The organism is Variovorax sp. Varisp85, assembly GCF_047304045.1.
Classification (GTDB): Bacteria; Pseudomonadota; Gammaproteobacteria; order Burkholderiales; family Burkholderiaceae_C; genus Variovorax.
Map to the genome: position 1 here is coordinate 1 of NZ_JBGLYN010000091.1, position 26003 is coordinate 26003.

Annotated in this window: 24 protein-coding genes and 1 pseudogene; 6 read left to right on the plus strand and 19 right to left on the minus strand. The window is 68.6% G+C overall.

All coding sequences use genetic code 11. The features are described from left to right. Positions 1-140 precede the first annotated feature (140 nt). Together ACCC97_RS26155 and ACCC97_RS26160 are read left to right on the plus strand one after the other, a co-directional pair. Positions 141-455, plus strand: a pseudogene (locus tag ACCC97_RS26155) (histone deacetylase family protein); the annotation flags it as partial. Positions 456-521: 66 nt separating this feature from the next. Then, entirely contained in the window at positions 522-749 is a 228-nt protein-coding gene (locus tag ACCC97_RS26160) for a hypothetical protein (protein WP_007837035.1), read from the plus strand. A gap of 9 nt (positions 750-758) precedes the next feature. On the opposite strand, the gene ACCC97_RS26165 is transcribed toward ACCC97_RS26160, so the two are convergent. After that, positions 759-1946, minus strand: coding sequence for a PLP-dependent aminotransferase family protein (locus ACCC97_RS26165; protein WP_413335882.1), 1188 nt, complete (start codon positions 1944-1946; stop codon positions 759-761). A 112-nt stretch (positions 1947-2058) separates the two neighbouring features. Between ACCC97_RS26165 and nth the strand changes: the two genes are divergently transcribed. Next, a complete protein-coding gene (gene nth / locus ACCC97_RS26170) occupies positions 2059-2706 on the plus strand; it encodes an endonuclease III (RefSeq protein WP_413313902.1) in 648 nt (215 codons plus the stop codon). A gap of 12 nt (positions 2707-2718) precedes the next feature. Then, entirely contained in the window at positions 2719-3558 is an 840-nt protein-coding gene (locus ACCC97_RS26175; protein ID WP_007837039.1) for an Ivy family c-type lysozyme inhibitor, read from the plus strand. A gap of 27 nt (positions 3559-3585) precedes the next feature. Here the strand turns inward: ACCC97_RS26175 and ACCC97_RS26180 are convergent, their stop codons facing one another. Genes ACCC97_RS26180 through ACCC97_RS26195 form a run of 4 tightly spaced genes read right to left on the minus strand, consistent with a single transcriptional unit; the run spans position 3586 to position 7446 of the window. Then, positions 3586-4152, minus strand: a complete 567-nt coding sequence (locus ACCC97_RS26180; protein ID WP_007837040.1) for a histidine phosphatase family protein — start codon at positions 4150-4152, stop codon at positions 3586-3588. Next, complete coding sequence (locus ACCC97_RS26185) at positions 4149-4943, minus strand: adenosylcobinamide-GDP ribazoletransferase (protein ID WP_413335884.1); 795 nt, start codon at positions 4941-4943, stop codon at positions 4149-4151. The genes ACCC97_RS26180 and ACCC97_RS26185 overlap by 4 nt, the downstream gene beginning before the upstream one ends. A gap of 5 nt (positions 4944-4948) precedes the next feature. Next, positions 4949-5989 (minus strand): nicotinate-nucleotide--dimethylbenzimidazole phosphoribosyltransferase, encoded by a 1041-nt coding sequence (gene cobT, locus ACCC97_RS26190; protein ID WP_413335887.1) that lies wholly within the window; start codon positions 5987-5989, stop codon positions 4949-4951. Next, positions 5986-7446: a cobyric acid synthase gene (locus ACCC97_RS26195; protein ID WP_413335889.1), complete on the minus strand. Its 1461-nt coding sequence runs from the start codon at positions 7444-7446 to the stop codon at positions 5986-5988. Before ACCC97_RS26195 ends, cobT begins: the two co-directional genes overlap by 4 nt. Before the next feature lie 167 nt (positions 7447-7613). Here ACCC97_RS26195 and ACCC97_RS26200 point away from each other — a divergent pair, with 167 nt between their 5' ends. Further along, on the plus strand, positions 7614-7847 hold the full coding sequence (locus tag ACCC97_RS26200; RefSeq protein ID WP_007837044.1) for a hypothetical protein: 234 nt from the start codon (positions 7614-7616) through the stop codon (positions 7845-7847). Between the two features lie 64 nt (positions 7848-7911). On the opposite strand, the gene ACCC97_RS26205 is transcribed toward ACCC97_RS26200, so the two are convergent. From ACCC97_RS26205 to ACCC97_RS26220, 4 genes are all read right to left on the minus strand, one after another. Next, positions 7912-9405 (minus strand): efflux transporter outer membrane subunit, encoded by a 1494-nt coding sequence (locus ACCC97_RS26205; RefSeq protein WP_413335891.1) that lies wholly within the window; start codon positions 9403-9405, stop codon positions 7912-7914. Positions 9406-9420: 15 nt separating this feature from the next. Beyond that, the gene (locus ACCC97_RS26210; RefSeq protein WP_413335892.1) at positions 9421-12684 is read right to left on the minus strand and encodes an efflux RND transporter permease subunit; all 3264 of its coding nucleotides are present in this window, start codon (positions 12682-12684) and stop codon (positions 9421-9423) included. A gap of 166 nt (positions 12685-12850) precedes the next feature. Further along, a complete protein-coding gene (locus ACCC97_RS26215) occupies positions 12851-14101 on the minus strand; it encodes an efflux RND transporter periplasmic adaptor subunit (protein ID WP_007837049.1) in 1251 nt (416 codons plus the stop codon). 147 nt (positions 14102-14248) lie between these two features. Then, entirely contained in the window at positions 14249-15133 is an 885-nt protein-coding gene (locus tag ACCC97_RS26220) for an alpha/beta hydrolase (RefSeq protein ID WP_007837053.1), read from the minus strand. A gap of 184 nt (positions 15134-15317) precedes the next feature. On the opposite strand from ACCC97_RS26220, the gene ACCC97_RS26225 reads away from it, so the two are divergent. After that, positions 15318-16232, plus strand: coding sequence for a LysR family transcriptional regulator (locus tag ACCC97_RS26225; protein WP_413313895.1), 915 nt, complete (start codon positions 15318-15320; stop codon positions 16230-16232). Between the two features lie 6 nt (positions 16233-16238). On the opposite strand, the gene ACCC97_RS26230 is transcribed toward ACCC97_RS26225, so the two are convergent. From ACCC97_RS26230 to bluB, 10 genes are read right to left on the minus strand one after another with little or no spacing between them, the layout of a single operon-like run. Further along, positions 16239-16700, minus strand: coding sequence for an OsmC family protein (locus ACCC97_RS26230; protein WP_007837055.1), 462 nt, complete (start codon positions 16698-16700; stop codon positions 16239-16241). A 26-nt stretch (positions 16701-16726) separates the two neighbouring features. Further along, entirely contained in the window at positions 16727-17278 is a 552-nt protein-coding gene (locus ACCC97_RS26235; protein ID WP_007837056.1) for a GNAT family N-acetyltransferase, read from the minus strand. Between the two features lie 44 nt (positions 17279-17322). After that, positions 17323-18051 carry an LrgB family protein gene (locus tag ACCC97_RS26240; protein WP_413335895.1) on the minus strand — a complete coding sequence of 243 codons (729 nt, stop codon included), beginning with the start codon at positions 18049-18051 and terminating at the stop codon, positions 17323-17325. After that, entirely contained in the window at positions 18048-18401 is a 354-nt protein-coding gene (locus ACCC97_RS26245) for a CidA/LrgA family protein (protein WP_007837058.1), read from the minus strand. Before ACCC97_RS26245 ends, ACCC97_RS26240 begins: the two co-directional genes overlap by 4 nt. A 22-nt stretch (positions 18402-18423) precedes the next feature. Further along, positions 18424-19413, minus strand: coding sequence for an aminotransferase class I/II-fold pyridoxal phosphate-dependent enzyme (locus ACCC97_RS26250; protein WP_007837061.1), 990 nt, complete (start codon positions 19411-19413; stop codon positions 18424-18426). After that, positions 19410-20384, minus strand: coding sequence for an adenosylcobinamide-phosphate synthase CbiB (gene cbiB, locus ACCC97_RS26255; protein ID WP_413335899.1), 975 nt, complete (start codon positions 20382-20384; stop codon positions 19410-19412). Before cbiB ends, ACCC97_RS26250 begins: the two co-directional genes overlap by 4 nt. A 21-nt stretch (positions 20385-20405) precedes the next feature. Further along, positions 20406-24410 (minus strand): cobaltochelatase subunit CobN, encoded by a 4005-nt coding sequence (gene cobN / locus ACCC97_RS26260; RefSeq protein ID WP_413335901.1) that lies wholly within the window; start codon positions 24408-24410, stop codon positions 20406-20408. Next, on the minus strand, positions 24407-24763 hold the full coding sequence (locus tag ACCC97_RS26265) for a DUF2149 domain-containing protein (protein ID WP_007837075.1): 357 nt from the start codon (positions 24761-24763) through the stop codon (positions 24407-24409). Before ACCC97_RS26265 ends, cobN begins: the two co-directional genes overlap by 4 nt. Continuing rightward, positions 24760-25233 (minus strand): MotA/TolQ/ExbB proton channel family protein, encoded by a 474-nt coding sequence (locus ACCC97_RS26270; RefSeq protein WP_413313887.1) that lies wholly within the window; start codon positions 25231-25233, stop codon positions 24760-24762. The genes ACCC97_RS26265 and ACCC97_RS26270 overlap by 4 nt, the downstream gene beginning before the upstream one ends. Further along, a complete protein-coding gene (gene bluB, locus ACCC97_RS26275) occupies positions 25233-25919 on the minus strand; it encodes a 5,6-dimethylbenzimidazole synthase (RefSeq protein ID WP_007837081.1) in 687 nt (228 codons plus the stop codon). The genes ACCC97_RS26270 and bluB overlap by 1 nt, the downstream gene beginning before the upstream one ends. Positions 25920-26003 lie beyond the last annotated feature (84 nt).

The following is a 26003-nucleotide window of genomic DNA, read 5'->3' on the forward strand; positions in this document are numbered from 1 at the left end:
GGGGCCCGGGCGCCGTTAAAAACCCCGCCCCCCCCCCCCCCCACCCCCCCCCAACGGTTGGCGGGGTCGCCCCCCCGGCCCCCCCACCCAATTAAACCCCGCCGGCCGCGGCCCCCGCGCGGGGGGCCGACCCGGCCCACGGCGATGGCTACAACGTCAATTTCCCGATGCCGCACGGGGCGACGGAAGCGGCCTTCTTCGAGCGCGTCGGCGATGCGGCGGGCGTGCTGCAACGATTCGCGCCGGACGCGCTGGTCCTGGCCCTCGGGTTCGACATCTACAAGGACGACCCCCAGTCGCAGGTCGCGGTGACGACCGAGGGTTTCGGCCGTCTCGGCAAGGCCGTAGGCGCGCTGGGGCTGCCTACGCTGATCGTCCAGGAAGGCGGCTATCACCTCGACAGCCTGGAAGCCAACGCACGCGCTTTCTTCGGAGGATTTGCAGGCACAGCGTGACGGTTCCGGCGGTGATCGGCGCGGCGCTGTGTACAGTCGGCGCTTCGAACGAAAGCAGGTGAAGACATGGCGCGCGCAAACGACTGGGCAAGCAAGGTGATGGCATTGATCAACGGTGGCAACCCCGCCGCAGCCATCGCGCAGATCAAGGTCGCGCCATCGGTCAAGGACCTGAAGGCGCTGCAGACCATCATGACGTTGTCGAAAATGAAAGGCCGCTATCCGAACGTGGATGCGGCCATTTCAGACAACCTGGACCTGCTTGCAGCGCCCCGGCTGCACCGGTCCCCCTGATCGGATCGACTACAGCGCCTGACCGAGGCGCTTCACACCCTCTTCGATCTTCGCCACGTCGGCCGTCGCAAAGCTCAGTCGCAGCGTGGCCACATCGGGCTTCTCCGCGAAGAACGGCGCGCCGGGCACGAAGGCCACGAGCTTCTCGATCGCTCGCTTCGCCAGTTCGTTCGCATCGGCCAGCTTGCCATTGGCGCCGGTGAGGCGCGCCCAGAAGAACAAGCCGCCGTTGGGCTGGGTGAAGCTCACTGCATCGCCCAGCTCGCGCTTGAGCGCCGCGCCCATGGCCTGCGCACGCTGGCCGTAGACCTCGCGCACGTGCGCCAGCGTGGCCGGCATGCGGCCGCTCTTGAGGTATTGCGCAGCCGTGGCCTGCGAGAACGTGCTCGTGTGCGCGTCGCTGAACTGCTTGCACATCGTCGCCTTGGACAGCAGCTCGGGCGGCGCGATCATCCAGCCGATGCGCAGGCCCGGGCTCAACACCTTGCTCAGGCTGCCGCAGTGCGCCAGCAACTCGCGGCTGCCCGGCACGTCTTTGCTCAGGGCCAGGATGGAGGGCGGAGGTGCTTCGCCGAAATAGAGGTCGCCATAGGGGTCGTCCTCGACGATCAGCGTCTGGTACTTCACGGCCAGCTCGAGCACCTTCTTGCGGCGCTCCAGCGTCAGCATCGCGCCGCTGGGGTTGCCGAAGGTCGGGATCAGGTAGACGAACTTGGGCTTGTGCTCGGCGATGAGCTTCTCGAGCTCGTCGGTCTTCACGCCGTTGGCGTCGATGGGCGCGCTGATGAGCTGCGCGCCGTACAGGCGGAAGCACTGGATGGTGGCCAGGAAGGTCGGGCCCTCGACGATCACCTTGTCACCGGGCGAGATCATGGTCTTGCCCAGCAGGTCGAGCGCCTGCTGGCTGCCGGTGGTGACAATCAGGCCGCTGGGGTCGACCTCGACGCCCTTGGTCTTCATGAAGGCGCTGAGCTGGCTGCGCAGCGGCTCGTAGCCTTCGGTGGCGCCGTACTGCAGCGCAGCGCCGGGTTCTTCGGAGAGCGCCTTCTGGCTCGCCTCCTTGAGGCCCTCGACGTCGAACATGGCGCTGTCGGGAAAGCCACCCGCAAAGCTGATGATCCCGGGCTTGCCCAGCAGCTTGAAGAGTTCGCGGATGGCGGAGGTCTCGACGTTGTCGAGGCGGGAGGCGAATTGCATGGTCGGTCTCACTTTCTGGGGTGCCATTGTCGCGAAAGCGGCAGGCAATAAAGCTGCGTAAGGCTATCGCCTTTCAACGATATATTGCGCGTGCCGCCCCCCACGAAGCCCCATGAAAAAAAACGACATCCCCCTCTTCTTCGCCACCCTGCAGGCGGCCAACCCCGAGCCCGAGACTGAACTCGAATACACAACCCCCTTCGAGCTGCTGGCCGCCGTGCTGCTGTCGGCGCAGGCCACCGACGTGGGCGTGAACAAGGCTACGCGCAAGCTGTATCCGGTGGCGAATACGCCGCAGGCCATTCTCGATCTGGGTGTCGAGGGGCTGGAGGAGTACATCAAGACCATCGGCCTGTACCGCAGCAAGGCGAAGCACCTGATCGAGGCCTGCCGCATGCTGGTGGAGCTGCACGGCGGCGAGGTGCCGCGCACCCGCGCCGAGCTGGAGGCGCTGCCGGGCGTCGGCCGCAAGACCGCGAACGTGGTGCTCAACGTGGCCTTCGGCGAGCCGACCATGGCGGTCGACACGCACATCTTCCGCGTCGGCAACCGCACCGGGCTTGCGCCCGGCAAGACGCCGCTGGAGGTGGAACTCAAACTCGAGAAGCGCGTCCCACCGGAATACCGGCTGCATGCGCACCACTGGCTCATCCTGCATGGCCGCTACATCTGCGTGGCGCGCAAGCCGCGCTGCTGGGAGTGCGCGGTGGCCGTTTTCTGCGCCTACAAGCCAAAGACACCGATGCCGAAGACGGCCTGAAACCGACGACGAATGACGACACGAAAGAACGACTCCCCGGCGCTGCTGGCCGCCACGCTGCTCGCCGCCCTCCTTCCGGCCGCGGCATGGTCGCAGCAGGGCGGCGGCCTGCCGCCCGAGGCCATGGCGATCTACGGCGGCCGCTGGTCGACGAACTGCGCCAACGCGGCCGCACCGACGCTGCAGGTGCGCCAGGACATGCTGATCGCCGAAAGCGGCAAGCGCCGCGTGACCGGCAACGAACCGCAGACCGCCCACAGCTTCTTCGGCAACCGCCCGCCGCCGGCAGGCTTCGACGTGGCGCTGATGAGCAGCCCGGGCAAGTCCGGCGCAATGACCTTCCTCGTCTACCGCGAAGCGCGCGGCCAGTACATCGCGCTCGACGCCGACAAGCCGGTCGCCGGCCAACTCGGCCCCGACATGATGAAGCTGCGCTACTGGCGCTGCAACGGCGCGGTGCGGGCCGTGGCCCCGCCCGTCGAGCCCGCCGTCAAGGCGCCTCCCCCGCCCACGGGCAGCCCGGCGGCGCTGGCGCGGGGCCCGGCCATGGAGAAGGCCTGGCGCGCCGCCTTGGGCACGCGCGAGAACGACCGCTGGCTGGTGCGCCGCGAAGGTCCGGCGCCCGAGCCGCAATGGGTGACGGTCGAGGGAACGCGCTACCTCCTGCAGGCCTTCTGCAAGCCGCACGACTGCTACGACAACAACGCGATCGCGCTCTACGACCAGGGCTCCGGCCGCCTCTACGGCCTGGTGCAGCGCAACGGCAGCAACCGCTTCCTGGGCACGCCGCCGGCTGCACTTGCGCCGCAGCTGGAGCGGCTCTGGCGCGAACAGTGGCGGCAGAAGAACTGAGCCGCAATCGGCACTGGCCGACGGCAGCTAATTGTCGAAAGTCAGCCAACCGCCGAAGGGCAGTTCCCCATCAGGCCAGTCGGCGGCGACTCCCGGGCAGCGGGTGCCGCGCTGCAGCAACGTTACCGCCCGCAGCACGCCGGCGTGCGTGATCCACAGCGCATCGCCCTCGTCCACAAGCCATTCGTCATGTGCGGCGGCCACGCGCTGCATGAATGCGCGCACGCTTTCGCCATGGCCGCCGGCAGGCGCATCGGCGAAATTGCCGGTCCAGGCGTCGAATTCCTCGCGTGCGATGGCAGACCACGGCCGCCCTTCCCAGGCGCCGAAGTTCATCTCGGCCAGCCGTGCGTCGTGCCGCACCCGAAGATCGGGGCGCAACGCGGCGATGGCATCGGCCAGCCCGGCACATCGCCGCAGCGGCGAACTGCGCACGCTGATGGCCGCAGGAAGCAAAGGCGCGATGCGCTGCGCAGCAGCGAGCGTGGCGTCCGCATGGGCTTCGAGGTCCGTGGCGCCGTAGCACAGCCCGGGCTCGGCCACCACGGGCGCATGGCGCTGGAGCCAGAGCGTCCTTCGGGCGGCGTCGCTCATGCGCGCCACGCCAGTGCAAGGTAGATCGCCAGCTCGCAGACCTGCTGGGTGGCGCCAAGGCCGTCGCCGGTGAAGCCCTGCAGCCGGCGCATGAAAAGACGCGCCATCCGGCCTGCGGCAACAACGGCCGCAAGCAAGGCCGCCAAGACGTGCGCCACGTCGTGTGCATACAGCAGCAGTGCCACCGCCGGCAGCGCCCACACCACCGCGATCAGCAACGCACCACCGCTGATCGCATCCGCCAGCGGCTTCGCCTTGCTCGCCCCGCTGTCGCCCACATAGGGCAACCACCGGATCAGGAACAGCGGCATCAGCCGCGACAGCACATGCGCGCCGACGATGGCGACAACAACCGCCTGCAGGCCGTGCCCGGCCAGCATTGCGAGCAGCGCGCATTTCAGGCCCAGCGCCAGCACCAGCGCCAGCGCACCGAAGGCGCCGATGCGCGAGTCCTTCATGATCTCCAGCGCCCGGTCGCGGTCGGCCGAACCGCCCAGGCCATCGGCCACGTCGGCCAGACCGTCTTCATGGAAGGCGCCGGTCAGCATCACGGTGGCGGTGGTGCTCAGCACGGCAGCAGCCAGCGCACCGGCGACACCCGGCAGCCCCATGCCCACACCCGCGAACACCAGCGCCGCCACGCCACCTGCCAGCCATCCGATGCCGGGCAGATGCGCCGCGCTCGAACGCAGCATCTGCGGACTGAAGCCGACCCACGCAGCCAGCGGCCCCGTCACCGGCACGCGCGTGAAGAACTGCAGCGCGAGCAGGAAATGGCGAACGCCGTTCATCCTCTTCAGCTGTCCTTGCGCGACACGCCGGCCGACTCGAAGCTCGCCATCTCGCGCAGGATGCGGCAGGCCGATTCGAGCAGCGGCCAGGCCAGCGCCCCGCCCGAGCCTTCGCCCAGGCGCAGTTCGAGCTTGAGCAGCGGCTCCAGCCCCAGCCGCTCCAGCAGCAGCACGTGGCCGGGTTCGGCCGAGCAATGCGCGGCCACGCAGCGCTGCACCACGTGCGGCTGCAGCGCCTGCGCCACCAGCACCGCTGCGCTGGCGATGAAGCCGTCTACCACGATCACGCGCCGCTCCTCGGCCGCCTGCAGCACCGCGCCGACCAGCGTAGCCACCTCGAAGCCACCGAAGGCGGCCAGCGCGTCCAGAGGCGCGGTCGCGCCCGCGTGCAGCGCCAGCACCTGCCGCAGCACATCGCGCTTGCGCACCAGCCCGGCCGCATCGAGGCCGGTGCCGGCGCCGGTGCAGGCGTCGATGTCCAACCCGCCCAGCCGCGAGAGCAGCAGCGCGGCAGACGAACTGTTGCCGATGCCCATCTCGCCGAGCAGCAACGCATTGCCCGGCAGCACGCGCACCACCTCGCGCCCGTTGGCGATGGCCTGGGCGCACTGCGCGGCCGTCATGGCCGGGCCCTGCGAAGCGTCTGCCGTACCTTCGGCGATCCGGCGCGACACCAGCCCCGGGCGCGCCTGGAAGTCGCGCCGCACGCCGCAGTCGACCACCGTCAGTGCCAGCCCGTGCTGGCGCGCCAGCACGCTCACGGCCGCGCCGCCGGCGAGGAAGTTCTCGACCATCTGCCAGGTCACGTCGCTCGGGTACGCCGAGACGCCGCGCGCCGCCAATCCGTGGTCGCCCGCGCAGACCAGTATCTGCGGGGCTTCGAGCTCCGGGCTTTCGGTGCCGAGGATGGTGCCGATGCGCAGCGCCAGCGCCTCGAGCCGGCCCAGCGCGCCGAGCGGCTTGGTCTTGTTGTCGAGCGCGCTCTGCAGGCGGGCGGCGAGCGCGGTGTCGGTGATGTCGGAAATGGTGGGAATGGTTTCGGTCATGCAATCAGTCCGGCGAGCACGCCGGCGTCGAAGTGGGTATCGATGAAGTCGGCCAGGCCGTCGAAGGTGGCGTCGAGCGTGGGCACGGAGGCACCGAACAGCGCGTGCAGCGCGCGCGGATCCTCGAACAGGCCGTGAAGATAGATGCCGAGCACGTTGCCACGCGCGTTCTGCCAGGCCAGTCCGTCGGGCATCACGGCCTGGCCGTCCTGCGCCATCTGCGGGTGTGCGGCGGTCTGGCCATGGTGGATCTCGTAGCCGGCGACGGGCACGTCCGACAGCGCAGCCCAGACACCGCTCAGCTCGCCGAAGGTCCCGGTGCGATGCCGCACCGTCTTCTCGCGCGCGAACACCGTCACCAGCGGCAGCAGGCCCAGTCCCGGCGCATTGCCGTCGATGCCGTGCGGATCGACCAGCGCCTCTCCAAGCATCTGCAGTCCGCCGCAGATGCCCAGCACCGCGCCGCCGCGTTCGGCATGCGCGGCCACGGCGCTGTCCAGCCCCTGGGCGCGCAGCCAGGCCAGGTCGCCGCTGGTGTGCTTGGAGCCGGGCAGCACGATCCAGTCGGCGCCGGCCACGTCGGCCGGCGTACGGGCCCAGACCAGCCGCACGCCGGGCACGTTCTTCAGCGCCTGGAATTCGTCGAGGTTGCTGATGCGCGGGTATGCCACGACCGCGACCGTGCGCGTCACGGTGCCGCTCGCACGGCTGCGGTCATCGAATACGCCGTCCTCCTCGGGCAAGCCGTGCTGCCACCACATCGGCAGCGTGGCCACGGTGGGCACGCCGGTCAGTTCCTGCAGTTGCTGCGGCGCAGGCGCGAGCAGCGAGGCATCGCCGCGGAACTTGTTGAGCACGAAGCCGCGCAGCAGCGCGCGGTCGGCCTCGGGCAGCAGCGCCCAGGTGCCGTACAGATGGGCAAAGGCGCCTCCGCGGTCGATGTCGGTCGTGAGCAGGCAGCGCGCCTGCGCGTGCCGGGCGATGCGCATGTTGACGATGTCGCTGTCCATCAGGTTGATCTCGGCCGGCGAACCCGCGCCTTCGATCACCACCACGTCGTTTCCGGCGCGCAGTTCGTCGAGCGCCTGCGCGATCTGCGGCCAGACGCGCTCGCTGCGGCCGCGCCAGGGCAAGGCCGAGAGTTCGTCATTCACCTGCCCCATCAGCACCACCTGGCTGTGGGTGTCGCGCTCGGGCTTGAGCAGCAGCGGGTTCATGCGCACCCCGGGCACGGCATTGGCGGCCAGGGCCTGGAAATATTGGGCGCTGCCGATCTCGCCGCCGTCGACCACGCGGGCGTTGTTGCTCATGTTCTGCGCCTTGAAAGGCGCCACCTTCAGGCCCTGCCGCGCATACCAGCGGCACAGCGCCGTGGCCAGCCAGCTCTTGCCGGCGCCGCTGGTGGTGCCCAGGACCATGACGCAACGCGCCGGCCCGCTTTTCGCCTTTGAACTCATCGGCGAATTGTCGTTGAGCGCCACACCGGTCCGGGAAAGGCCAAATGGAAGCGACGAAATGCGACATCTTTCACATCGCCGGGCATTGCAAATACATCCGGTGCATCAAACAGTAGCATTTTTTGCGTACACCAGATGCCACCACACCGCATTGCACCCGGGAACCCATGCCAGCCTTGAATGATTTGGCGCTAACCGTCGAGGAACGCGAGCCGGGCCAGTTCTTCTGGATCCTGCTCGAAGCCCACCATGGCGACGCCGTCTCCGAAACCTTCGACTACCGGGTCTACCGGACAGCGTCGAGGCCGCAGGCCAGCTATTCAAACGCCCTGGCCGTGGGCGCGGTGGAACTGCAAAAAATAAGCGCCGCCGCGAATCCAGCCGGCAAGAAAACCGACTGAACCCACGGCGGCGCAAGACCGCCTTGCGGCGCTCAGGCTTTCAATTTCAATCCTTGATCGCGATTCAGCGCACGGCCACGGCCGTCCGTGCCGGGACAACCGCGACCGGCGCCGGCGCTTCCCAGCCGCCGCCGATGGCGCGGATCAGCCCCACCGCCGCCTGGTACTGTGCCGACTTCACCTGCAGTGCCTGCCGGCGGTTGCGCAATTCGCTGCGGCGCGCGTCCAGCAGGTCGAGCTGGCTGACGTAGCCGTTGCGATAGCGCGTGTCCGACAGGCTGGTGGCGCGCTGGGCCGAGGTCACGGCCTGTGCCTGCACGACCGACTGCTCCTGCAGGATGCGGATGGCGGCCAGTTGGTCTTCGACTTCCTGAAACGCCACCAGCACCTGCGTGCGGTAGCTCGCGAGCGCACCGTCGAGCTGGGCATTGGCGCCCTGCACGCCGGCCTCGCGGCGGCCGCCGTCGAAGATCGGCAGCGACAGCAGCGCGCCCACGCCCCACGAGCGCGCCGACCACTTGAAGAGGTCGCCGATCTCGGGCGAGGCATAGCCGGCGGCGCCGGTCAGCGAGATGTCCGGGAACCACGCGGCCTGCGCCACGCCCACGCGGGCCTGCGCGGCCAGCACAGCGCTCTGCGCAGCCGACACGTCGGGGCGGCGGGTGAGCACCGTGGCGGGCACACCCGGCGGAATGGACGGGAGCGCCGTCGCCCACTCGTCGACGCGCAAGCCGAAGCTGGAAGCCGAATCGCCCACCAGCACCGCGAGCGCATGCTCCACCTGGGCGCGCTGGCGGTCGAGCGCGAGCGCATCCGACTCGGTGGACGACACCTCGGTCTGCACGCGCGCCACGTCGAGCTCGGCGATGTCGCCGGCCTGCTCGCGGCGCTGCGACAGGCGCAGCGTGTCGCGATACGCCTCGACCTGCTCGCGCACCAGGGCGCGCTCGGCATCGAGCGCGCGCAACTGCAGGTAGGTCTGCGCCACTTCGGCCTGCACGGCGAGGCGCGTGCTTTGCAGCAGCGCCTCGCGGCCGGCCGCATCGAGCTTGGCCGCGTTGCTCGCGCCCGAGAGGCGGCCGAACAGGTCGACCTCGTACGAGAACGTGGCGCCGATGTTCGTCATCGTGGCTGGCCGGGTGCTGGCCGTGGCCTTGTCCAGGCCCGCGCCGCGGTTGGCGCCAGCGCCCAGGCCGATCTGCGGCAGGCGGTCGGCGTTGGCGCTGCGCGCCAGCGCGCGAGCCTCGGCCAGCCGAGCGGCCGCGGCCTGGATGTTGGTGTTGTTGACGTCGGCCTTCTCGATCAGTGCGTTGAGCGCCGGATCGTTGAACGCCAGCCACCAGTCGCCGCGCGGTTGCGCCTCGGAGGGCGCGGCCCGCGTGAAGCCGGCGGGCGGCGTCACCGCCTGGTCCTTGCCCTGCTCCTTGAACTGGGCGGTGGTCGTGATCTCGGGCAGGCCCGAGGGCGCGGTGGCACAGCCGGCGAGCACCAGGGCTGCCATCAGCGGCAGCAACGCGGTACGAAGCGGCTTCACCAGAGGTTGTACTGAAAATTTCATGATGCGCTTTCTCGATCAGTCGTCATGCGAAGAACGCGGCGATGCGGGCACCGGATGAAGGCTGCCACCACCGGCGCCGCCATGCGAAGCCGGATGCCCGGCCGACACGAAGTCGTCGCCATGCGGCACTTCGCCATGCAGCTTGAGTGGCCGGTTGCCCGCGAGGCGGCGCAGCAGCACGTAGAACACAGGCGTCAGGAACAGGCCGAAGGCCGTCACGCCGATCATCCCGGCGAACACCGCCACGCCCATGGCCTTGCGCATCTCCGAACCCGCGCCGGTGGACAGCACGAGGGGCAGCACGCCCATCACGAAGGCCAGCGAAGTCATGAGAATCGGGCGCAGGCGCAGGCGGCTGGCTTCGATGGCGGCCTGTATCGGTGTGCGGCCGGCAAATTCGAGCTCCCGGGCGAACTCCACGATAAGAATCGCGTTCTTCGCACTCAGCCCCACCAGCACGATCAACCCGATCTGCGTGAAGACGTTGTTGTCACCCCCCGATATCCATACGCCGGTCATCGCGGCCATGATGCCCATGGGCACGATCAGGATGATCGCGATCGGCAGCGTCAGGCTTTCGTACTGCGCAGCCAGCACCAGGAACACCAGCAGGATCGCCAGCGGGAACACCAGGAAGGCGGAGTTGCCGGCCAGGATTTCCTGGTAGGTCAGCTCGGTCCACTCGAAGCTCACGCCCTTGGGCAGCGTCTCGGCCGCGATCTTGGTGATCGCGTCCTGCGCCTGGCCCGAGGAGTAGCCCGGCGCCGGGCCGCCGGTGATGTCGGCGGCGAGGTAGCCGTTGTAGCGCATGGCGCGTTCCGGGCCGAAGGTCGAATTCACCTTCATCAGCGCGGCCAGCGGCACCATCTCGCCCGAGGTCGAGCGCACCTTCAGCAGGCCCACGTCTTCGGCACGGGCGCGGTAAGGCGCATCGGCCTGGACGCGCACGGAGTACGTGCGGCCGAACTTGTTGAAGTCGTTCGCATACAGGCTGCCAAGGTAGATCTGCATGGTGTCGAAGATGTCCGTCACGGGCACGCCGAGCTGGCGGGCCTTGGTGCGGTCGATGTCGGCGTACAGCTGCGGCACGTTGACCTGCCAGCTCGTGAACATGCCGGCCAGTTCGGGCGCCTGGTAAGCCTTGGCCATGAAGGCCTTCACTGCCGCGTCCATCTGGTCGTAGCCCACCGAGCCGCGGTCTTCCAGCTGCAGCTTGAAGCCGCCCGTGGTGCCCAGGCCCGCCACCGGCGGCGGCGGGAACATCACGATGAAGGCGTCCTGGATGCTCGAGAAGGCGCCGTTCAACTGGCCCGCCACCGCGCCGCCGCTCTGGTCGGCGCGCTTGCGCTGGTCGAAGGGCTTGAGCGTGGCGAACACGATGCCCGAGTTGGAGCTGTTGGTGAAGCCGTTGATCGACAGGCCCGGGAAGGCGATGGCGTCCTCCACGTTCGGGTTCTTCTTCATGATCTCGCCCATGCGCTGGATCACTTCGTCGGTGCGGTCGAGCGTGGCGCCGTCGGGCAGCTGAGCGAAGCCGATCAGGTACTGCTTGTCCTGCGCCGGCACGAAGCCGCCGGGCACCGCCTTGAAGAGGCCGAAGGTCACGGCGATGAGCGCGACGTAGATCGCGAGCATCAGCGCCTTGCGCGAGATCACGTTCTTCACGCCGCCGCTGTAGGCCTCGGAGCCGCGATGGAACAGCTTGTTGAAGCCGCGGAACAGCCAACCGAAGGCCTTGTCCATGCCGCGCGTCAGCGCGTCCTTGGGAGCGTCATGGCCGCGCAGCAGCAGTGCAGCGAGCGCGGGCGACAGCGTCAGCGAGTTGATCGCCGAGATCACCGTCGAGATCGCAATCGTCACCGCGAACTGGCGGTAGAACTGGCCCGTGAGGCCGCTGATGAAAGCCAGCGGAACGAACACGGCCACCAGCACCAGCGCAATCGCGATGATGGGCCCGGACACTTCGCGCATCGCGCGATAGGTCGCCTCGCGCGGCGTGAGCCCCGCCTCGATGTTCCGCTCGACGTTCTCCACCACCACGATGGCGTCGTCCACCACGATGCCGATGGCCAGCACCAGCCCGAACAGGCTCAGCGCGTTGATCGAAAAGCCGAGGACGTGCAGCACCGCGAAGGTGCCGATCACCGACACCGGCACGGCCAGCAGCGGAATGATCGACGCGCGCCACGTCTGCAGGAACAGGATCACGACCAGCACCACCAGCATGATGGCTTCGAGCAGCGTGTGGATCACCGATTCGATGGACGCGCGCACGAACTGCGTCGGGTCGTAGGCGATGCGGTATTCCAGGCCCTCGGGCATGTTTTTGTTGAGCTCGGCCATCGTCTTGCGCACGTTGGACGAGATGTCGAGCGCATTGGAGCCCGGCGCCTGGAACACACCCATGCCGACGGCCGGGTCGTTGTTCAGCAGCGAGCGCAGCGAGTAGTCGGCGGCGCCCATCTCGAGGCGGCCGATGTCGCGAAGACGCGTGACGGCGCCGTCGGTGCCGCTCTTGACGATGATGTCGCCGAACTCTTCCTCGCTCTGCAGGCGACCTTGCGCATTGATCGACAGCTGCATGTCCACGCCCGACAGGCCCGGCGATGCGCCGACCACGCCGGCCGCGGCCTGCACGTTCTGGCCACGGATGGCAGCCACCACGTCGCTCGCCGAGAGGCCGCGCTGCGCGACCTTCTGCGGGTCGAGCCACACGCGCATGGAGTAGTCGCCGCCGCCGAAGATCTGCACCTGGCCCACGCCTTCGATGCGCGCCAGCGGGTCCTTCACGTTCAGCACCGCGTAGTTGCGCAGGTAGTTGATGTCGTAGCGATTGTTCGGCGAGACGAGGTGGACCACCATCGTCAGGTCGGGCGCGCTCTTGACGGTCGTGATGCCAAGCCGGCGCACTTCCTCGGGCAGACGCGGCTCGGCTTGCGAGACGCGGTTCTGCACGAGCTGCTGTGCCTTGTCGGGATCGGTGCCGAGGCGGAACGTCACGGTGAGCGTCAGCACGCCGTCGGTCGTTGCCTGGCTGCCCATGTAGAGCATGCCTTCGACGCCGTTGATCTGCTCTTCGAGCGGCGTGGCCACCGTTTCAGCAATCACCTTCGGGTTGGCGCCGGGGTACTGGGCGCGCACCACCACCGAAGGCGGCGCGACTTCCGGGTACTCCGAGATCGGCAGCCCGCGCAGCGCGATCAGGCCGGCTATCAGCATCAATAGCGACAGCACGCCGGCAAAGATCGGCCGGTCGATGAAGAATTTTGAGAGATTCATGTTCGTTTACTCCACCGCGTCGTGCGCGGTCCACGCCGCATGCAGGCACGCGGCATCCAAGTGGCTCCCATTTCAGGAACACCGCGGAACCGGCTTTGCCGGGCCGCTGGTGTTGCCCCCGCGAGGGGGTTGGCGGCTACACGAAGTGAGCAAGCCTGGGGGTGGTTCAAGATTTGGCCGCTTCCGCGACACGTTCCGGTTGTTGTTGCTTGGGGTCGGCCTTGGCGTCCATGGTCACTTGCTTCGGCGCCACCAGCGCACCCGGGCGGATGTGCTGCAGGCCGTTGACCACGACCTTGTCGCCGGCCTTCAGACCCTTGCTCACGACACGCAGCCCGTTGATCGACGCACCGAGCGTGACTTCGCGGTAGACCGCCTTGTTGTCTTCGCCCACGACCATCACGAACTTCTTGTTCTGGTCAGTGCCGATGGCGCGTTCGCTCACGAGAAGCGCGGTGTCGTTGCGGGCCTGTCCCATGCGGATGCGGGCGAACTGGCCGGGGATGAGCGCGCCGTCCTTGTTGTCGAACGAAGCACGCACGCGCACCGTGCCGCTCTTGGCATCGACCTGGTTGTCGATCAGCTGCAGCTTGCCGGTGAAGGGCGTGCCGTCGAGGCCGGCGGTGCCCATCTGCACGGGAATGCTCTCGATCTGGCCTCGGGCGCTGGAGCCGCTCGGCAGGTCTTTCAGGGCTCGCGTGATGACCTGCTCGTCGGCGTCGAAGCTCGCGTAGATCGGGCTCACCGACACCAGCGTGGTCAGCACCGGCGCACCGGGGCCCGCGGCGACGAGGTTGCCCACCGTCACTTCGAGCTTGCCGATGCGGCCCGACACCGGCGCGCGCACCTGGGTGTAGCCCAGGCTCAGGCGCGCGGTCTGCAGTTGGGCCTGGGCGGCGCGCAGGTTGGCATTGGCTTCGCTGCCGGCATTCACACGCTCGTCGTACTCGCGCTGGGCAATGGCCTTGTCGTCCCACAGACGCTTGGCACGCTCCTGCTCACTGCGGCTGAACGACTGGCGGGCCTGCGCGGAGGCTACCTGCGCTTCGGCGCGCTCGACCTCGGCCGCGTACGGGGCGGGATCGATGGTGATCAGCAGATCGCCCTGCTTCACCAGTGCGCCTTCGCGAAAGTGCACCGACTGCACGGCGCCCGCGACGCGGGAGCGCACATCGACGCGCTGGACGGCTTCGAGCCGGCCCGAGAACTCGTCCCAGGCGTTGATCTCGCTCGACGCCACGGTGGCCACCGACACCGGCGTGGCCTGCGGCGCCGCCGGTGCGTTGTTGGCCTCGGCCTTGAAACTGTGCATGCCCAACACGGCGGCCGCCACGGCCAGCAATGCGGTAATGCCGGTCACGGCGGGCCACAGGCCCTTGCGGGCGACGGAAGACAGCTTTTTCTCGTTGTTCGACATGATGGTTCGTCCTTCTCGATGACTTCAGGGATGCAACAGGCCACCCCGGCGCTTTTGGCACCAGGCGGCGGAATTCAGAAAAAACAAGGCCCTCGCACGCTGCCGCGCTGGCGGCGTGTCGATCAGGCAGCCGGGATCGGCCGGGAACTAGCTGGGGTGGTTCGGCGCCGCACCCGGTGGCGTGGTCGCGCTGAAAAACTCGCGGAAGTGCTGCTGCACCGTGGCCTCACAGGCCACGCAACCCGTGTTCTCGGTGTCGTAGAGTGCCTTGGGCCAGTTGGAGGCACTGGGCAGCACGCTGCTCGTGACCTCGATGCCGGCGGCACGCAGGCGGCCGGCGAAGGTCAGCGCCTCGTCGCGCATGGCGTCGTCCTGGCCCACCAGCACCAGCGCAGGCGCCAGGGCCGACAGCCGCAGCGAACCGCTAGGCACCGCATAGGGATGGGTGGCGTTCGAGGGGCAGCTCAGGTACTTCTCCCAGCCGCTGGCCCAGCGGCATTCGGCCGCATCGCTGGTGGCCTTGCGCAACGAGGCGGTGCCGGCGCAGGGGTCGAGCATGGGCGACAGCAGGATCTGGCCGGCAACCGGCGGATGCGCCCGGTCGCGGGCGATCAGCGCCACCGCGGCCGCCAGGTTGCCGCCGGCTTCCTCGCCGGCCAGGTACACCTGCGCGCCTTTGCCGCCGAGCTTGGTGCGCTGCTTGTAGAGCCATTCGAGGGCGGCATAGCCCACCTCGATCGGCTCCGGGAACGGCGATTGGGGCGCCAGCGGATAGGCCACCGACACCACCACCGCCCCCGCGCCGGCCAGGAGCCGAGCCACGTTGCGGCCGTTGTCGAGATCGCCGCACACAAAGGTGCCGCCATGGAAATGCAGCACCAGCGGTGCGACTTCACCCTTGGCACGCTGGCCGTACACACGGGCACCGACCGGTTCGCGGCCGGGCAGCTCGATCGACAGATCGGCTTCCACGCCCTGTACCGCCGCACGGGCGGCGGCTTCGGCAGAGCGGGACGATGGAACGGGTGACATGGGCGACCTCAGGGAATTGGGCGATGGTTGAAATATAAGTCGCCCGGCGCAGCGTTGAAACAGGCAAGCCGGCCCTACTCTGTTTCCAAACCGATAACAATCGGGGCCACCCGCCAAGGGTTTGGCTGCTTGTGTGAGAATCCGCCTCCCCCGGTGTGGGCCGGGTACCCAGAACAGGCATTCAATGGATCAAATCCAGGCCATGCGGATCTTCGTCCGCGTCGTGGAAGCCGGCACATTCACCCGTGCGGCGGACTCTCTCGCCCTGCCCAAAGGCACGGTCACCAAACAGATCCAGGCGCTCGAATCGCGCCTGCGCGTGAAGCTGCTCAACCGCACCACGCGGCGCGTCACGGTCACACCCGACGGCGCGGCCTACTTCGAGCGAGCCGCGCGCCTTCTCAACGACTTCGACGACATGGAAGCCAGCATGACGAATGCGCAGGCCAACCCCACGGGGCGGCTGCGCATCGACGTCGGCACCTCGGTGGCAAGGCAGATCATCCTGCCTGCGCTGGCCAGCTTCTGCGACCGCTATCCTGATATCCAGGTCGACCTGGGGGTGAGCGACCGCACCGTCGACCTGATCAGCGACAACGTCGACTGCGTGATCCGCGCCGGCGAGCTCAACGACCAGTCGCTGGTGGCGCGGCGCATCGGCACGCTGCACTTCGTCACCGTGGCATCGCCGGCGTACGTGAAGCGCTACGGCATGCCGCAGCACCCGAGCGACATCGAGAAGCGCCACCACGTGGTGAGCTACTTCTCGGGCACCACGCGGCGCGTTTACCCGCACGAGTTCAGGAAGGGCGACGAACAGATCGAGCTGAACGGGCCCTACCGCGTGTCGGTGAACGAGAGCAACGCGCACATCACCGCGGTGCTGGGCGGCTTCGGCATCTCGCAGTGCATCACCTTCATGGCCGAGCCGCTGCTGGAAAGCGGCGAGCTGATCGAGCTGCTGCCCGATTGGCATCGCGACCCGTTGCCGATCCACGTGGTGTACCCGCCCAACCGCCACCTGAGCGCGAAGGTGCGCGCGTTCGTGGATTGGGCGGCGGAGCTGTTTGCCAAGAATCCGCGGCTGCAGCGCCGCTGAATCGGACTACACCGGCTCGCAGCGCACCTCGGTCTTCACCGAGTTGGCAATGAAGCATTCTTCATGCGCCCGGTGGTGCATCTGCTCGATCTGCTCGCGCGTAGGAATGTTCTCGCCCGAGAACGCCACCTCCGGTCGCAGCGTGACCACTGTCATCGCCATCTTGCCGTCGGCGTTCTTCTCCATCACGCCAGTGGCCGCGTCGAAGTAGCGGTCGACGATGAACCTGCGCTTCACGGCCATCGTGAGAAACCACAGCATGTGGCAGTTGGAAAGCGAGGCGACGAACATCTCCTCCGGATCGACCGCCGATGCATCCGACATCGGCAGCGGCACCACGTGCGGGGACGACGAGGCCGCCACTTCCGCCCCGCCGTCGAAGCGCAGCACATGCCTGCGGCTGTAGGTGTTGCCGAGAAAGTCCTGATCGCCCCGCTCCCAAAGGATTTCCGCGGTGTACTGGGCCATGGGTCGTGCTCCTTGCTCGAAAGATTTCAGAGATGGATGAAGTAGCGGTACTTGGTGAGGCTGCCCTGGCTGGGCAACGTGACGAAGGTCTCGGCCAGCATGCCGCCATGGGCCGTGATCACCTTCTGCGACGCGAAGTTGTCCGGGCTGGTCGTGATCTCGACGCGGCTCAGCCCCTCGCGCGCGGCCAGCGTCAGCATGGCGCCGAGTGCGCGCGTGGCGTAGCCCCTGCGCTGCTTCCACGGCACCACGTTGTAGCCGATGTGGCCCAGGCAGTAGATCGGCAAGGCGTCGGTGCCGGGCTGCCAGCGCAGGTCGATGCTGCCGCAAAACTCGCCGTCCCACATCCAGCACTTGTAGCCCGGCAGGCGCGGCACCTGCGTGCCGTCCGGCATGGTGATGGGCGCGCCCCTGGCCTCGCGGTCGACCAGGCTCGCGAGGAACAGGGCGGGGTCGGACTCGATCGCGGCGCGTTCCTCCGCGCCCGATTCGGGCCGCGTCTCGTCGCGCGACCAGCCCCTGTTCAACGCCGAGACGTAGCCGGCCAGGTAAGGCCTCGCGGGCCAGACGAGCTCCATCGGCCGGGGATCGGTGACGGGACGGGATCGGTACAACGGCACCTTCACACTCCCATCAGCTTGACGACGAGCGGCACCAGCAGTGCGGTCGCGATGCCGTTGAGCCCCATGGCCAGCGCGGAGAATGCGCCCGCCGTCTCGTTCACCTGGATCGCCCGCGCCGTGCCGATGCCATGCGCGGCAAGGCCGACCGCGAACCCGCGAACCGCGGGCTCCTTGATGCGCAGCAGGTTCAGCAGCCCCGTCGCCATGATCGCGCCCGAGATGCCGGCAATGGCCGCGGCCACCGCCGCCAGCGAGGGCAGCCCGCCGATCTTCTCGGCCACGCCCATGGCGATGGGCATGGTGGCCGACTTGGGCGCGAGCGACATCATCAGCTCGTGCGATCCGCCCAGCACCCACGCGATGCCGATGGCCGACACGATGGCCGCGACCGAGCCCACGAACAACGCCACGCCGATGGGCAGCCACAACCGCCGCAGCCGTCCGACCTGGCTGTAGAGCGGCACAGCCAGTGCCACGGTGGCGGGGCCGATCAGGAAGTGCACAAACTTCGCGCCTTCGAAATACGTGTCGTAGGGCGTGCGCGTGAGCAGCAGCACGCCGACGATGACGATCACCGAGACCAGCACCGGGTTGACCACCGGATTGCGTCCGCTGCGGGTGTGCAGCCACAGTGCGCCAAGATAGGCCAGCAGCGTGAGCGAAAGCCACAGCAGCGGCGACTGCGCGAGGAAGACCCAGATCTCGGAGAGCTTCGCGGGCGCTGTCATTCGGCGTCCTTGCCTGTGACGCGGATCATCCAGCGGAACGTGAGCGCGGTGACCGTCATGGTGAATGCCGCACCGGCGATGCCCGCCGCAAGGAAGGGCAGCCACTCGCGCCCCACGCGCTCGAAATGCAGCATGACGCCGGTCACGGCCGGGATGAACAACAGCATCAGGTTGCGCAGCAGGTGGCCCGAGGTGTCGGCCAGGACCTGTGGCACGCCGCGTCGCACCAGCAGGCCGGCGAACAGCAGCACCATGCCGATCAGCGGGCCGGGGATGGGCAGGCCGAGCCACTGCACGAGCAGTTCGCCGGCCAGTTGGCAGATAAAGAGCGTGGTGATGGCGTAGAGCATTTTTTCTCGCGGGTGTATGTGGTCAGGACGTGTTTGTCCAGGCCTGCTTCAGCGCCTGCTGGCTGGCCGGGGGCAATACGCCGAGGCGCACGTGGCCGGGAAGGCCGAAGGAGGTGCAGTCGCGCAGTTTGATGCCTTCGGTGCGCAGCGCGGCGGCCACGTCTGGGTACGGACGGTCGGTACGCGCGCAGAAGAAGTTGGCGTCGCTCGGGAGGCATTGCCAGCCGAGCGATTCGCAGACCGCGCGTTGTCGGTTTTTCCAGTCCCTCAGGGTCTGCAGGCTTTGGGCCAGCCAGCGTTGCGCTTCGTCGCCGGTCCAGGCCTCAAGCATCGCCACGCCGTGCGCGCCCAGCGGCCATGAAGGGGCTAGCCGTTCGATGCGTTGCACGAGGCTCGCATCGGCGTCTTCAGGGGCGACGGCGTAGGCGGCGCGGATGCCTGTCAGGCCCATGGCCTTGTTCGGTGTCCACAGCTGCCAGAGGCGGTCGCGCTGAGTGGCGTCGAGCGAAGCCTGGCCTTCGAGGCGCAACGGCTCATAGGCCAGGTCGAGCACACATGCGCCACCCGGGCTCGCAGCCAGCTGCGGCAGATCGGCTTGCGGCTGCCCCAGCGGGCTCGACGGTTCACAGCACCAGCGCAGCGCGGCGTCGCTGTACGCCTGAGGTGCACGAATCGTTTGCAAAACCCAGGCCTGCGCCGCACGCTCATAGTCGCCATAGCTGTGCGCCGGCAGCCAGACGCAACGACCACCGCCTTGTGCGACAGCGGCGCTGATGCGATGAATGAACTCGCTCGCGCTCGCCGCGATGACTATGCGTGCGGCCTTTACACCATGAAAGGCCGCAAGCCTGCTTCGAAGTGCCGTGTACTGCGGGTCCGGATAGCGAGCGGCGTCGACGACGCGCAACGCGGACAACACGGCCGGGCACGCGCCCACGGCATTGCCATTGGTCGAGAAGTCGTGCGGCGCGGCACCGGATGCATCGGGGCCGCCGTGCAGGACCGCGCTCATACCCACCTCCAGCCGGTCGTTGCCGCGATGGCCAGCGACGCGAACACGCCCAGCGCTGCGGCGGCGCGTCCGCCCAGTTGCGCAGTGCGTTGCATATCCGCCGCCGAAGGCGCACGCCCCTCGGCATTCAGCGCATACACGCCCGGCTTGGCCAGCCGCACACCGAGCAGCAGCGCCATCGTCGCCATCGGCCAGCCGCTGTTGGGCGACGGCGTGCGTCGCGCCTCGCCGGACAGCCCCGTGGGCCAGCGCCACGCCGCCAGCGCCAGCAGCCCCACGGTGATGCGCGCCGGAATCCACGAGAGCAGATCGTCCGCGCGCGCGGCCCATCTGCCGAACCATGTCCAGTCGCGGCCGTTGCGCTCGCCGCGGTAGCCCCACATCGCATCGGCCGTGTTGGCGAAACGGTAGAGCGCCGCGCCCGGGAGGCCGAGCAGCACGAACCAGAACACCGGGGCCACGAGCGAGTCGTTGAGGTTTTCGGCGAGCGATTCGATGGCGCTTTCGCGCACTTCGCGCTCACTGAGCCGGGAGACATCGCGGCTCACCAGTCGCGCCAGTTGCTTGCGTCCGGCATCGATCGACACGCTCAACGCCGCCTGGACCGCGAGCACTTCGTCGCGCAGCATGCGCCAGGCGAAAAGCGGCTTGAGCAGCAGGCCGAGCAGCAACGCGCCGGCCCACGCGGGCAGCGACAGCGCGATGAATGCCTGCATGGCCATGGCGACACCCCACACGGCCGCCGCACCCACGCACCATGTCAGCGCGCCGATGAAGAACATCGGCAGATCCACCGGCTTCGCCTGGTACGCATGCGGTGCAACGCTCGAACCGACCCAGCCGAGGTAGCGCCCCATCCACACGACGGGATGCAGGCGTGCAGGCGGCTCGCCCAGCCAATGGTCGATGGCCAGCGCGAGCCACAGCGCGGCGGTGGCCACGATGGCGTGCTCGGGATTCAGATAGGGCATGAGAGCCGCCATTCTCGCGAATCAGGCAGGCGCCCTGCCCCGGCGCCACTGCATCAGCGCGCCGAGTGCGACAAGCAGTGCAGCGCCCAACGCGACCCAGAGCCGAAGGACGACTGTCTCGGCCTTGGGCGATGGCGCGTCGGCGGGCGTGGGTTCGAGCTTGAGGCCGCTGACGGGCTGGGGACTATCGGGTGCAGGCCCAGTCGCCGGTGTTTGCACCGGCGCCGACGCTGGTGCAGCCACGACCACGGGCTCGACCGGCGCGCTCGGCTTGTGCGAAGCCGCAGGCGGCGACAGCTCCGCCTGCGCGAACCGCTGCACACCCGCATTGCGCTCGCGCAGCCCGGTCGTGCGCACCGCCTCCTCATAGGCCCGCGCCAGCTCGCGCCGTGTGGCCGCATCCGGCTTCCAGTAATTCAGCCGCACCGCATCGAGCATGCGCTCCAGCGTCTGCGCGAAGGCTGCACGGTTGTCGCCTTCCAGCCATTCGCGCGTGCCCAGCTTGTATCTGTCGCGCACGTACACGTCGTGCAGCGACTGCCACTGGTCCTGCCGCACGGCCTGCGGCGCCGTGACCTGCCAGCCCCAGAGGAACTGCGCGGTCTTCAGCACCTGCAGCGTGCCGCTGTAGCCCTCGGCCTTCTGCGCCTCGACCCATTGCGGGTGCAGGTAGCGGGTCTGCATCTCGCGCGCGATGGCGCCTGCGGCCGTGTCGGTGCGCACCGCGCCGCTGTCGCGCAGGTTCTGCACGTACAGGGCCGGGTCCTTGCCGGTGAGCTGGCGCACCGCCTGCGCGATGCCGCCGAGGTACTGGAACGGATCGTCGTTGGTCAGCACGCCGTAGAGGTTGGAACTGCGCGCCATCAACGCCGCGTCGACCTGCATGAGATTGCCCGCATAGGCGCCAGGCCGCGCGGCGCCGTCGAGGCCCTTGCCGTAGGCGTGGCCCATGCGGTCCATGTAGAGCTGCGCCATCTGCGCGTCGCCGCCGCCGCGTTGCTGGCTCGCCCACACGTCGCTCGCAAGCGCGGCTTCCTCCAGCCCGGCGCCGTAGCTGCCCTGCTCGTTCGAGAACACGCGCGCCGTCGACCAGCGCTGCGCCTCTTGTGCTGTCGCGCCTTCCGCGCGGAGCTTGCGTGCCAGTGCCTCGCTGTGCTGCGCCACGGCGTTGCTCGATTCGTGCAGGGCCGCCACCTGCTGCACGGCCTCATCGAGCCAACGCATCGCGTTGGCAAACTGGTCGCGGTAGGAGCCGGTGACACTGATCAGCACATCGATGCGCGGCCGCTTCAGCACCGGCGCGGGAATCACCTCGATGCCCGCCATGCGCCCGCCCTCGTCCCAGCGCGGCTTCACGCCCATGGCGTAGAAGGCCTGGCTTTCCAGCACGCCCTGGTGGCGCGAGGCCTCGCCGGCCCAGAGCGTGAAGGCGATCTTTTCCGGCGGCTTGCCGGCATGGGACTTCGCGTGTTCGGCGATCCACGCGTCCATGGCGGCCACGCCCGTCTCCCACGCCGCGCGTGTCGGCATGCGGCTCGGGTCGAAGCCGTAGAGGTTGCGGCCGGTCGGCAGGCTGTCCGGATTGCGCACCGGGTCGCCGCCGTAGCTCGATCTCAGGTAGCGCCCATCGAGCGCGGTCAGCAGGCCTTCGATTTCTTCGTTGTGCGCGAGCACGGCGTCGAGCTTCTGCGCGCGTTCGGCCAGCAGCAGAAGACTTTGCTTCCCGGCGACGGTCTTTCCCATGGCGCTCGCAGTCTGCGCATCGACAAGCGCAAGCTCGACCCAGCGCGTGGGGCGCGAATCGGCAATGCGCTTCGCATCGATCAGGAAGGCCTCGTCGATGTCTTCGCCGAGCGCCTCGACCAGCGGCTTGCCGAGAATCTGCAGGATGGTCATGCGGCGGCGCTGCGCATCGGGCGCCTGACCGAAGGTCGCGAGGCCCAACGGCTGCGCGGTCTGCGCGAGTTCGTCGAGGTACGGATGCAGCACGGCGACGAAGCCCGGGAAGTCCGCGCGAATGCGCGCGGGCGTCCAGCCGAGGTCGCGGTCGTAGTGCTGTTCGACGAACTCGGCCGCCAGCTGCTTTTCCATCGCGGTCTTCACAGGGCCGGGCGACAGCGTTTCCCAGTCGTGCATACGCTCGTGCATTTCCTGCACGCCGGGCCGGAAGCCGGCGGGCGCGAACATCGGTGTCGAATGGCTCACCATCGTCGCGCGGCCGCGGCGCTTGGCGGTGGTGGCTTCGCCGAGGTTGTCCATGATGAACGGATAGACGTTCGGCAGATCGCCCAGCGCGAGCAGCGGATCGTCCTGCACCGACAGCCCGCGCTCCTTGCCCGCCGACCATTCGAGCGTGCCGTGCGTGCCCACGTGCACCACGGCGCCGGCGCCGAACTGCGTGCGCAGCCAGAGGTAGGTGGCGAGGTAGCTGTGGCTCAGCGGCACGGCCGAGCGGTGGTAGACCTGCTCGGCCTTGCCCGCCACCTGCGTGCCGGGCTCGAAGCGCGGCGGCTGGCGCAGCACGACGACGTTGCCGAACTGGACGCGTGGAATCACGAAGGCCGGCTCGCCGGCAACGGGGCGCAGCATAGTCGATTTTTCGGGCGGGCCCCAGTAGGTTTCGATGCGGCGCTGCGTCTCCACGGGCAGCGCGCGAAACCAGGCGAGGTAGCGCGACAGCGGCATCGCGTCGGCAAGGTTCCTGTCGAGCAGCGGCTGCAGTTCGTCACCCTGCCCCGTCGGGTAGTAGGCCTTCATCGCGGCCTGCACCTGCGCGATCAGCGCGTCGGCGCCCGGCTGCTCGGTGCGGTAGCCGGCCGACTTCATTGCCGCGAGCATGTTGCTCACGCTGCGCGGCACGTTGAGAAAGGACGCGCCGAAGTTCGCCTCGCCCGGCGGATAGTTGTAGACCAGCATCGCCACGCGGCGGTCCGCAGCCGGCGTGCGCTGCAGGCGCAGCAGCACGGCGGCCTTGTCGGCCACGGCGTCGATCTGCGCGGGCAGCGGCTGCAGCGTGCCGGCCGCGGCATCGCGGGCGCTGACGAGCATCGGGTCGGTCATGCCTGCCAGCTCGCTCGGGCTGTAGTACGCAGCGATGTCGGTTTGCGAGAGGCCGTCTTTGCTCTGCGCCCATTGCGCGGCATCCATCGCCAGCGAGGGCAACGTCTGCAGGACCGGCACGCCGATGCGCTCGAGCTCGGCCTTGCGCTCGTTGGGGCTGAACACCAGCGAGGCATTGACGATCGCATCGGCCACGCGCCGTTCACCGGCGTGCGTCATGCGGAAGAACAGGTCTTTCTGCTGGCGCGGGCCGTAGAAGGCATAGGCGCGCATGCCACGCCGTTCGAGCGAGGCGATCAGCGCGTCGAGCCAGCCGGTGTCGTCGCCCGTCACGGTGGCGCTGTTGACGGCGATGGCGACCGTGCCGCTGCCGGGCAGCCGTTCGATGGCGGCGATCTCGGTTTCGATACGGGGCCAGGCCGGGTGATAGAGGCCGGCCAGCGGCAGCGGCACGGCATCGGGCAGGCCAGCGAGATTGCCGGGCTGCGCCAGTGCCTTCATTGCCGCGTCGAGGTTGGCGGTACCGGCAAAGCGCCAGTACTCGCGCACCCGCTGCGCCCACGCCGCTTCGACACCGCGTTCGGCCAGCAGCGGCGCGGCGGCGGAGGTCTGCCCCTTGGCCACCAGCGCGAACTCGCCGATCAGCACATACGGCGCGGCGCTCTGCGCAATCGTGTCGCCGAAGCGTGCCGCCGCCGCCTGCGCGACGCTGATGTGCGGCGCATCGACGACGAGCAAACGCGCGCCTTCGAGCGCAGCGGCCAGCGTCCCGCGCGAATCTTGCGACGCCGACACCACCTGCAGCGGCAGCCCCGCCTCGCGCGCCGCGGCCTGCAACCGCACCACGCGCGCCGGGGACACCAGCGACGTGCTCAGCACCACGACGCGGGAAGGAGCCTGCTGCGCCTGGGCCGGCGAAAAGACGCCCAGCCCCACCATCAACAACCAGAAGAGGAATCGCGTCACTTCCCGTCCTGCGCCGGCACCGCATCGGCCGGCACATAAACCATCGTGCCGTCCTTCAGTCGCCATGCCGTGCCGGCCTTCTCGCCGTCGCCCTGCCCCGTCGCGCCGCTGGCCTTGAAGCGCGTGATCTTGCGGCCCTCGCGCGTGACGATCTCCATGTTCGGCTGGCCTTCGTTGCGGATGATCGTCACCTTGTCCTGCGCGAAAGGGTTCATCGGGTTGTTGATGACCGCGATCATCAGCATGCCGATCACCACCATGAACACGTCGATCAGGTTGATGGTCGAGAGCACCGGGTCGTCGTCGTCGCTGTCCAGGCTGCTCAGTATGGAAAACTGGCGACGACTGCTCATGACAGCCGGTCCCGCGCGTCGAGCACCGTCACCAGCTCGCGCATGAGCCAGCGGCGGCGCACGGTGTAGACCACGAAGGCGATCGAGGCCGAGGCCAGCGCCACGATCACGCTCGCGAACGCGGGCGCCAGGCTCTGCGCCACGCCCTGCGACTCGCCCGAGGCCACGGCCACGAGCGCGGGGCCCATCGGGATCATGGTGGCGATCAGCCCCAGCATCGGCGCCACGCGGCTGCACAGGCGCACGCCTTCGAGCTGCTTGAGCACGACCAGCTCCATCTGCTCCTGGCTGGCCTGCGCGTGGCGCTGCAGCACCAGCGCGCGCGACGGGTCGCGAAGCCGCTGCAGATACTCGATGCCGAACGCGCCGAGGCAGTACACGGCATAGACGAAAGACAGCAGCACGCCCAGCGTCACCGGCCAGAGGAACAGGCGCGCAAGCTCGAAGAGAACGGTATCGAAAGCCAGCATCAGATAGGCTCCACGGCAGGCGGTTGATCGAAAAGGTCCGAAGGCCGGCCCCAGCCTTCGTCGAACACCAGCGAAGCGAGCGGCTCGCGCTTCGCCCAGCGTTCGCGCTGCAGCATCGGCTCTTCGTAGAAGCCGTGCACGGGGCCCAGGCACAGCAGCGCAATGGGCTCGGCGCCTTCGGGCAGGCCGAGCAGCACCGACACCTCGGCCGGATCGAACAGCGACACCCAGCCCATGCCCAGCCCCTCGGCACGCGCCGCGAGCCAGAGGTTCTGGATGGCGCACGAGGCCGAAGCCAGGTCCATCTGCGGCAGCGTGCGGCGGCCGAACACATGCTTCTCGCGGCCGTCGGCCAGCGTCACCGCCAGCAGTTCGGCGGCGTCGAGCAGGCCCTGCACCTTGAGGCGCATGAATTCGTCTTCACGCTCGCCCAGGGCACGGGCCGTAAGCACGCGTTCCTGTTCGACGACGCGGTGCAATTCCTGCCGCAGCGCTTCGCCGCGAATGCGAATGAAACGCCAGGGCTGCATGAAGCCGACGCTGGGCGCGTGGTGTGCCGCATCGAGCAGCCGGCGCAGCACTTCGGGCTCGACCTGCCCGCCTGCGAAGTGGCGCATGTCGCGGCGTTCGTGGATGGCGCGGTAGACGGCCTGCGTCTCATCCTTTGGGAAGGCGTGATGCGTCATTCGGGGTGCGTGCACAGGCCACCGGGTACTCCCCTCCGCGAATGTCCCCCGGCTTCGCCTCCTCCTTTATTTCGCTGCGGGGAG

Bases quoted from the DNA above. Each gene is read 5' to 3' on its own strand.
- ACCC97_RS26160 (WP_007837035.1), top strand. From the start codon at position 522: ATGGCGCGCGCAAACGACTGGGCAAGCAAGGTGATGGCATTGATCAAC.
- ACCC97_RS26165 (WP_413335882.1), bottom strand. From the start codon at position 1,946: ATGCAATTCGCCTCCCGCCTCGACAACGTCGAGACCTCCGCCATCCGC.
- nth (WP_413313902.1), top strand. From the start codon at position 2,059: ATGAAAAAAAACGACATCCCCCTCTTCTTCGCCACCCTGCAGGCGGCC.
- ACCC97_RS26175 (WP_007837039.1), top strand. From the start codon at position 2,719: ATGACGACACGAAAGAACGACTCCCCGGCGCTGCTGGCCGCCACGCTG.
- ACCC97_RS26180 (WP_007837040.1), bottom strand. From the start codon at position 4,152: ATGAGCGACGCCGCCCGAAGGACGCTCTGGCTCCAGCGCCATGCGCCC.
- ACCC97_RS26185 (WP_413335884.1), bottom strand. From the start codon at position 4,943: ATGAACGGCGTTCGCCATTTCCTGCTCGCGCTGCAGTTCTTCACGCGC.
- cobT (WP_413335887.1), bottom strand. From the start codon at position 5,989: ATGACCGAAACCATTCCCACCATTTCCGACATCACCGACACCGCGCTC.
- ACCC97_RS26195 (WP_413335889.1), bottom strand. From the start codon at position 7,446: ATGAGTTCAAAGGCGAAAAGCGGGCCGGCGCGTTGCGTCATGGTCCTG.
- ACCC97_RS26200 (WP_007837044.1), top strand. From the start codon at position 7,614: ATGCCAGCCTTGAATGATTTGGCGCTAACCGTCGAGGAACGCGAGCCG.
- ACCC97_RS26205 (WP_413335891.1), bottom strand. From the start codon at position 9,405: ATGAAATTTTCAGTACAACCTCTGGTGAAGCCGCTTCGTACCGCGTTG.
- ACCC97_RS26210 (WP_413335892.1), bottom strand. From the start codon at position 12,684: ATGAATCTCTCAAAATTCTTCATCGACCGGCCGATCTTTGCCGGCGTG.
- ACCC97_RS26215 (WP_007837049.1), bottom strand. From the start codon at position 14,101: ATGTCGAACAACGAGAAAAAGCTGTCTTCCGTCGCCCGCAAGGGCCTG.
- ACCC97_RS26220 (WP_007837053.1), bottom strand. From the start codon at position 15,133: ATGTCACCCGTTCCATCGTCCCGCTCTGCCGAAGCCGCCGCCCGTGCG.
- ACCC97_RS26225 (WP_413313895.1), top strand. From the start codon at position 15,318: ATGGATCAAATCCAGGCCATGCGGATCTTCGTCCGCGTCGTGGAAGCC.
- ACCC97_RS26230 (WP_007837055.1), bottom strand. From the start codon at position 16,700: ATGGCCCAGTACACCGCGGAAATCCTTTGGGAGCGGGGCGATCAGGAC.
- ACCC97_RS26235 (WP_007837056.1), bottom strand. From the start codon at position 17,278: ATGGAGCTCGTCTGGCCCGCGAGGCCTTACCTGGCCGGCTACGTCTCG.
- ACCC97_RS26240 (WP_413335895.1), bottom strand. From the start codon at position 18,051: ATGACAGCGCCCGCGAAGCTCTCCGAGATCTGGGTCTTCCTCGCGCAG.
- ACCC97_RS26245 (WP_007837058.1), bottom strand. From the start codon at position 18,401: ATGCTCTACGCCATCACCACGCTCTTTATCTGCCAACTGGCCGGCGAA.
- ACCC97_RS26250 (WP_007837061.1), bottom strand. From the start codon at position 19,413: ATGAGCGCGGTCCTGCACGGCGGCCCCGATGCATCCGGTGCCGCGCCG.
- cbiB (WP_413335899.1), bottom strand. From the start codon at position 20,384: ATGCCCTATCTGAATCCCGAGCACGCCATCGTGGCCACCGCCGCGCTG.
- ACCC97_RS26265 (WP_007837075.1), bottom strand. From the start codon at position 24,763: ATGAGCAGTCGTCGCCAGTTTTCCATACTGAGCAGCCTGGACAGCGAC.
- ACCC97_RS26270 (WP_413313887.1), bottom strand. From the start codon at position 25,233: ATGCTGGCTTTCGATACCGTTCTCTTCGAGCTTGCGCGCCTGTTCCTC.
- bluB (WP_007837081.1), bottom strand. From the start codon at position 25,919: ATGACGCATCACGCCTTCCCAAAGGATGAGACGCAGGCCGTCTACCGC.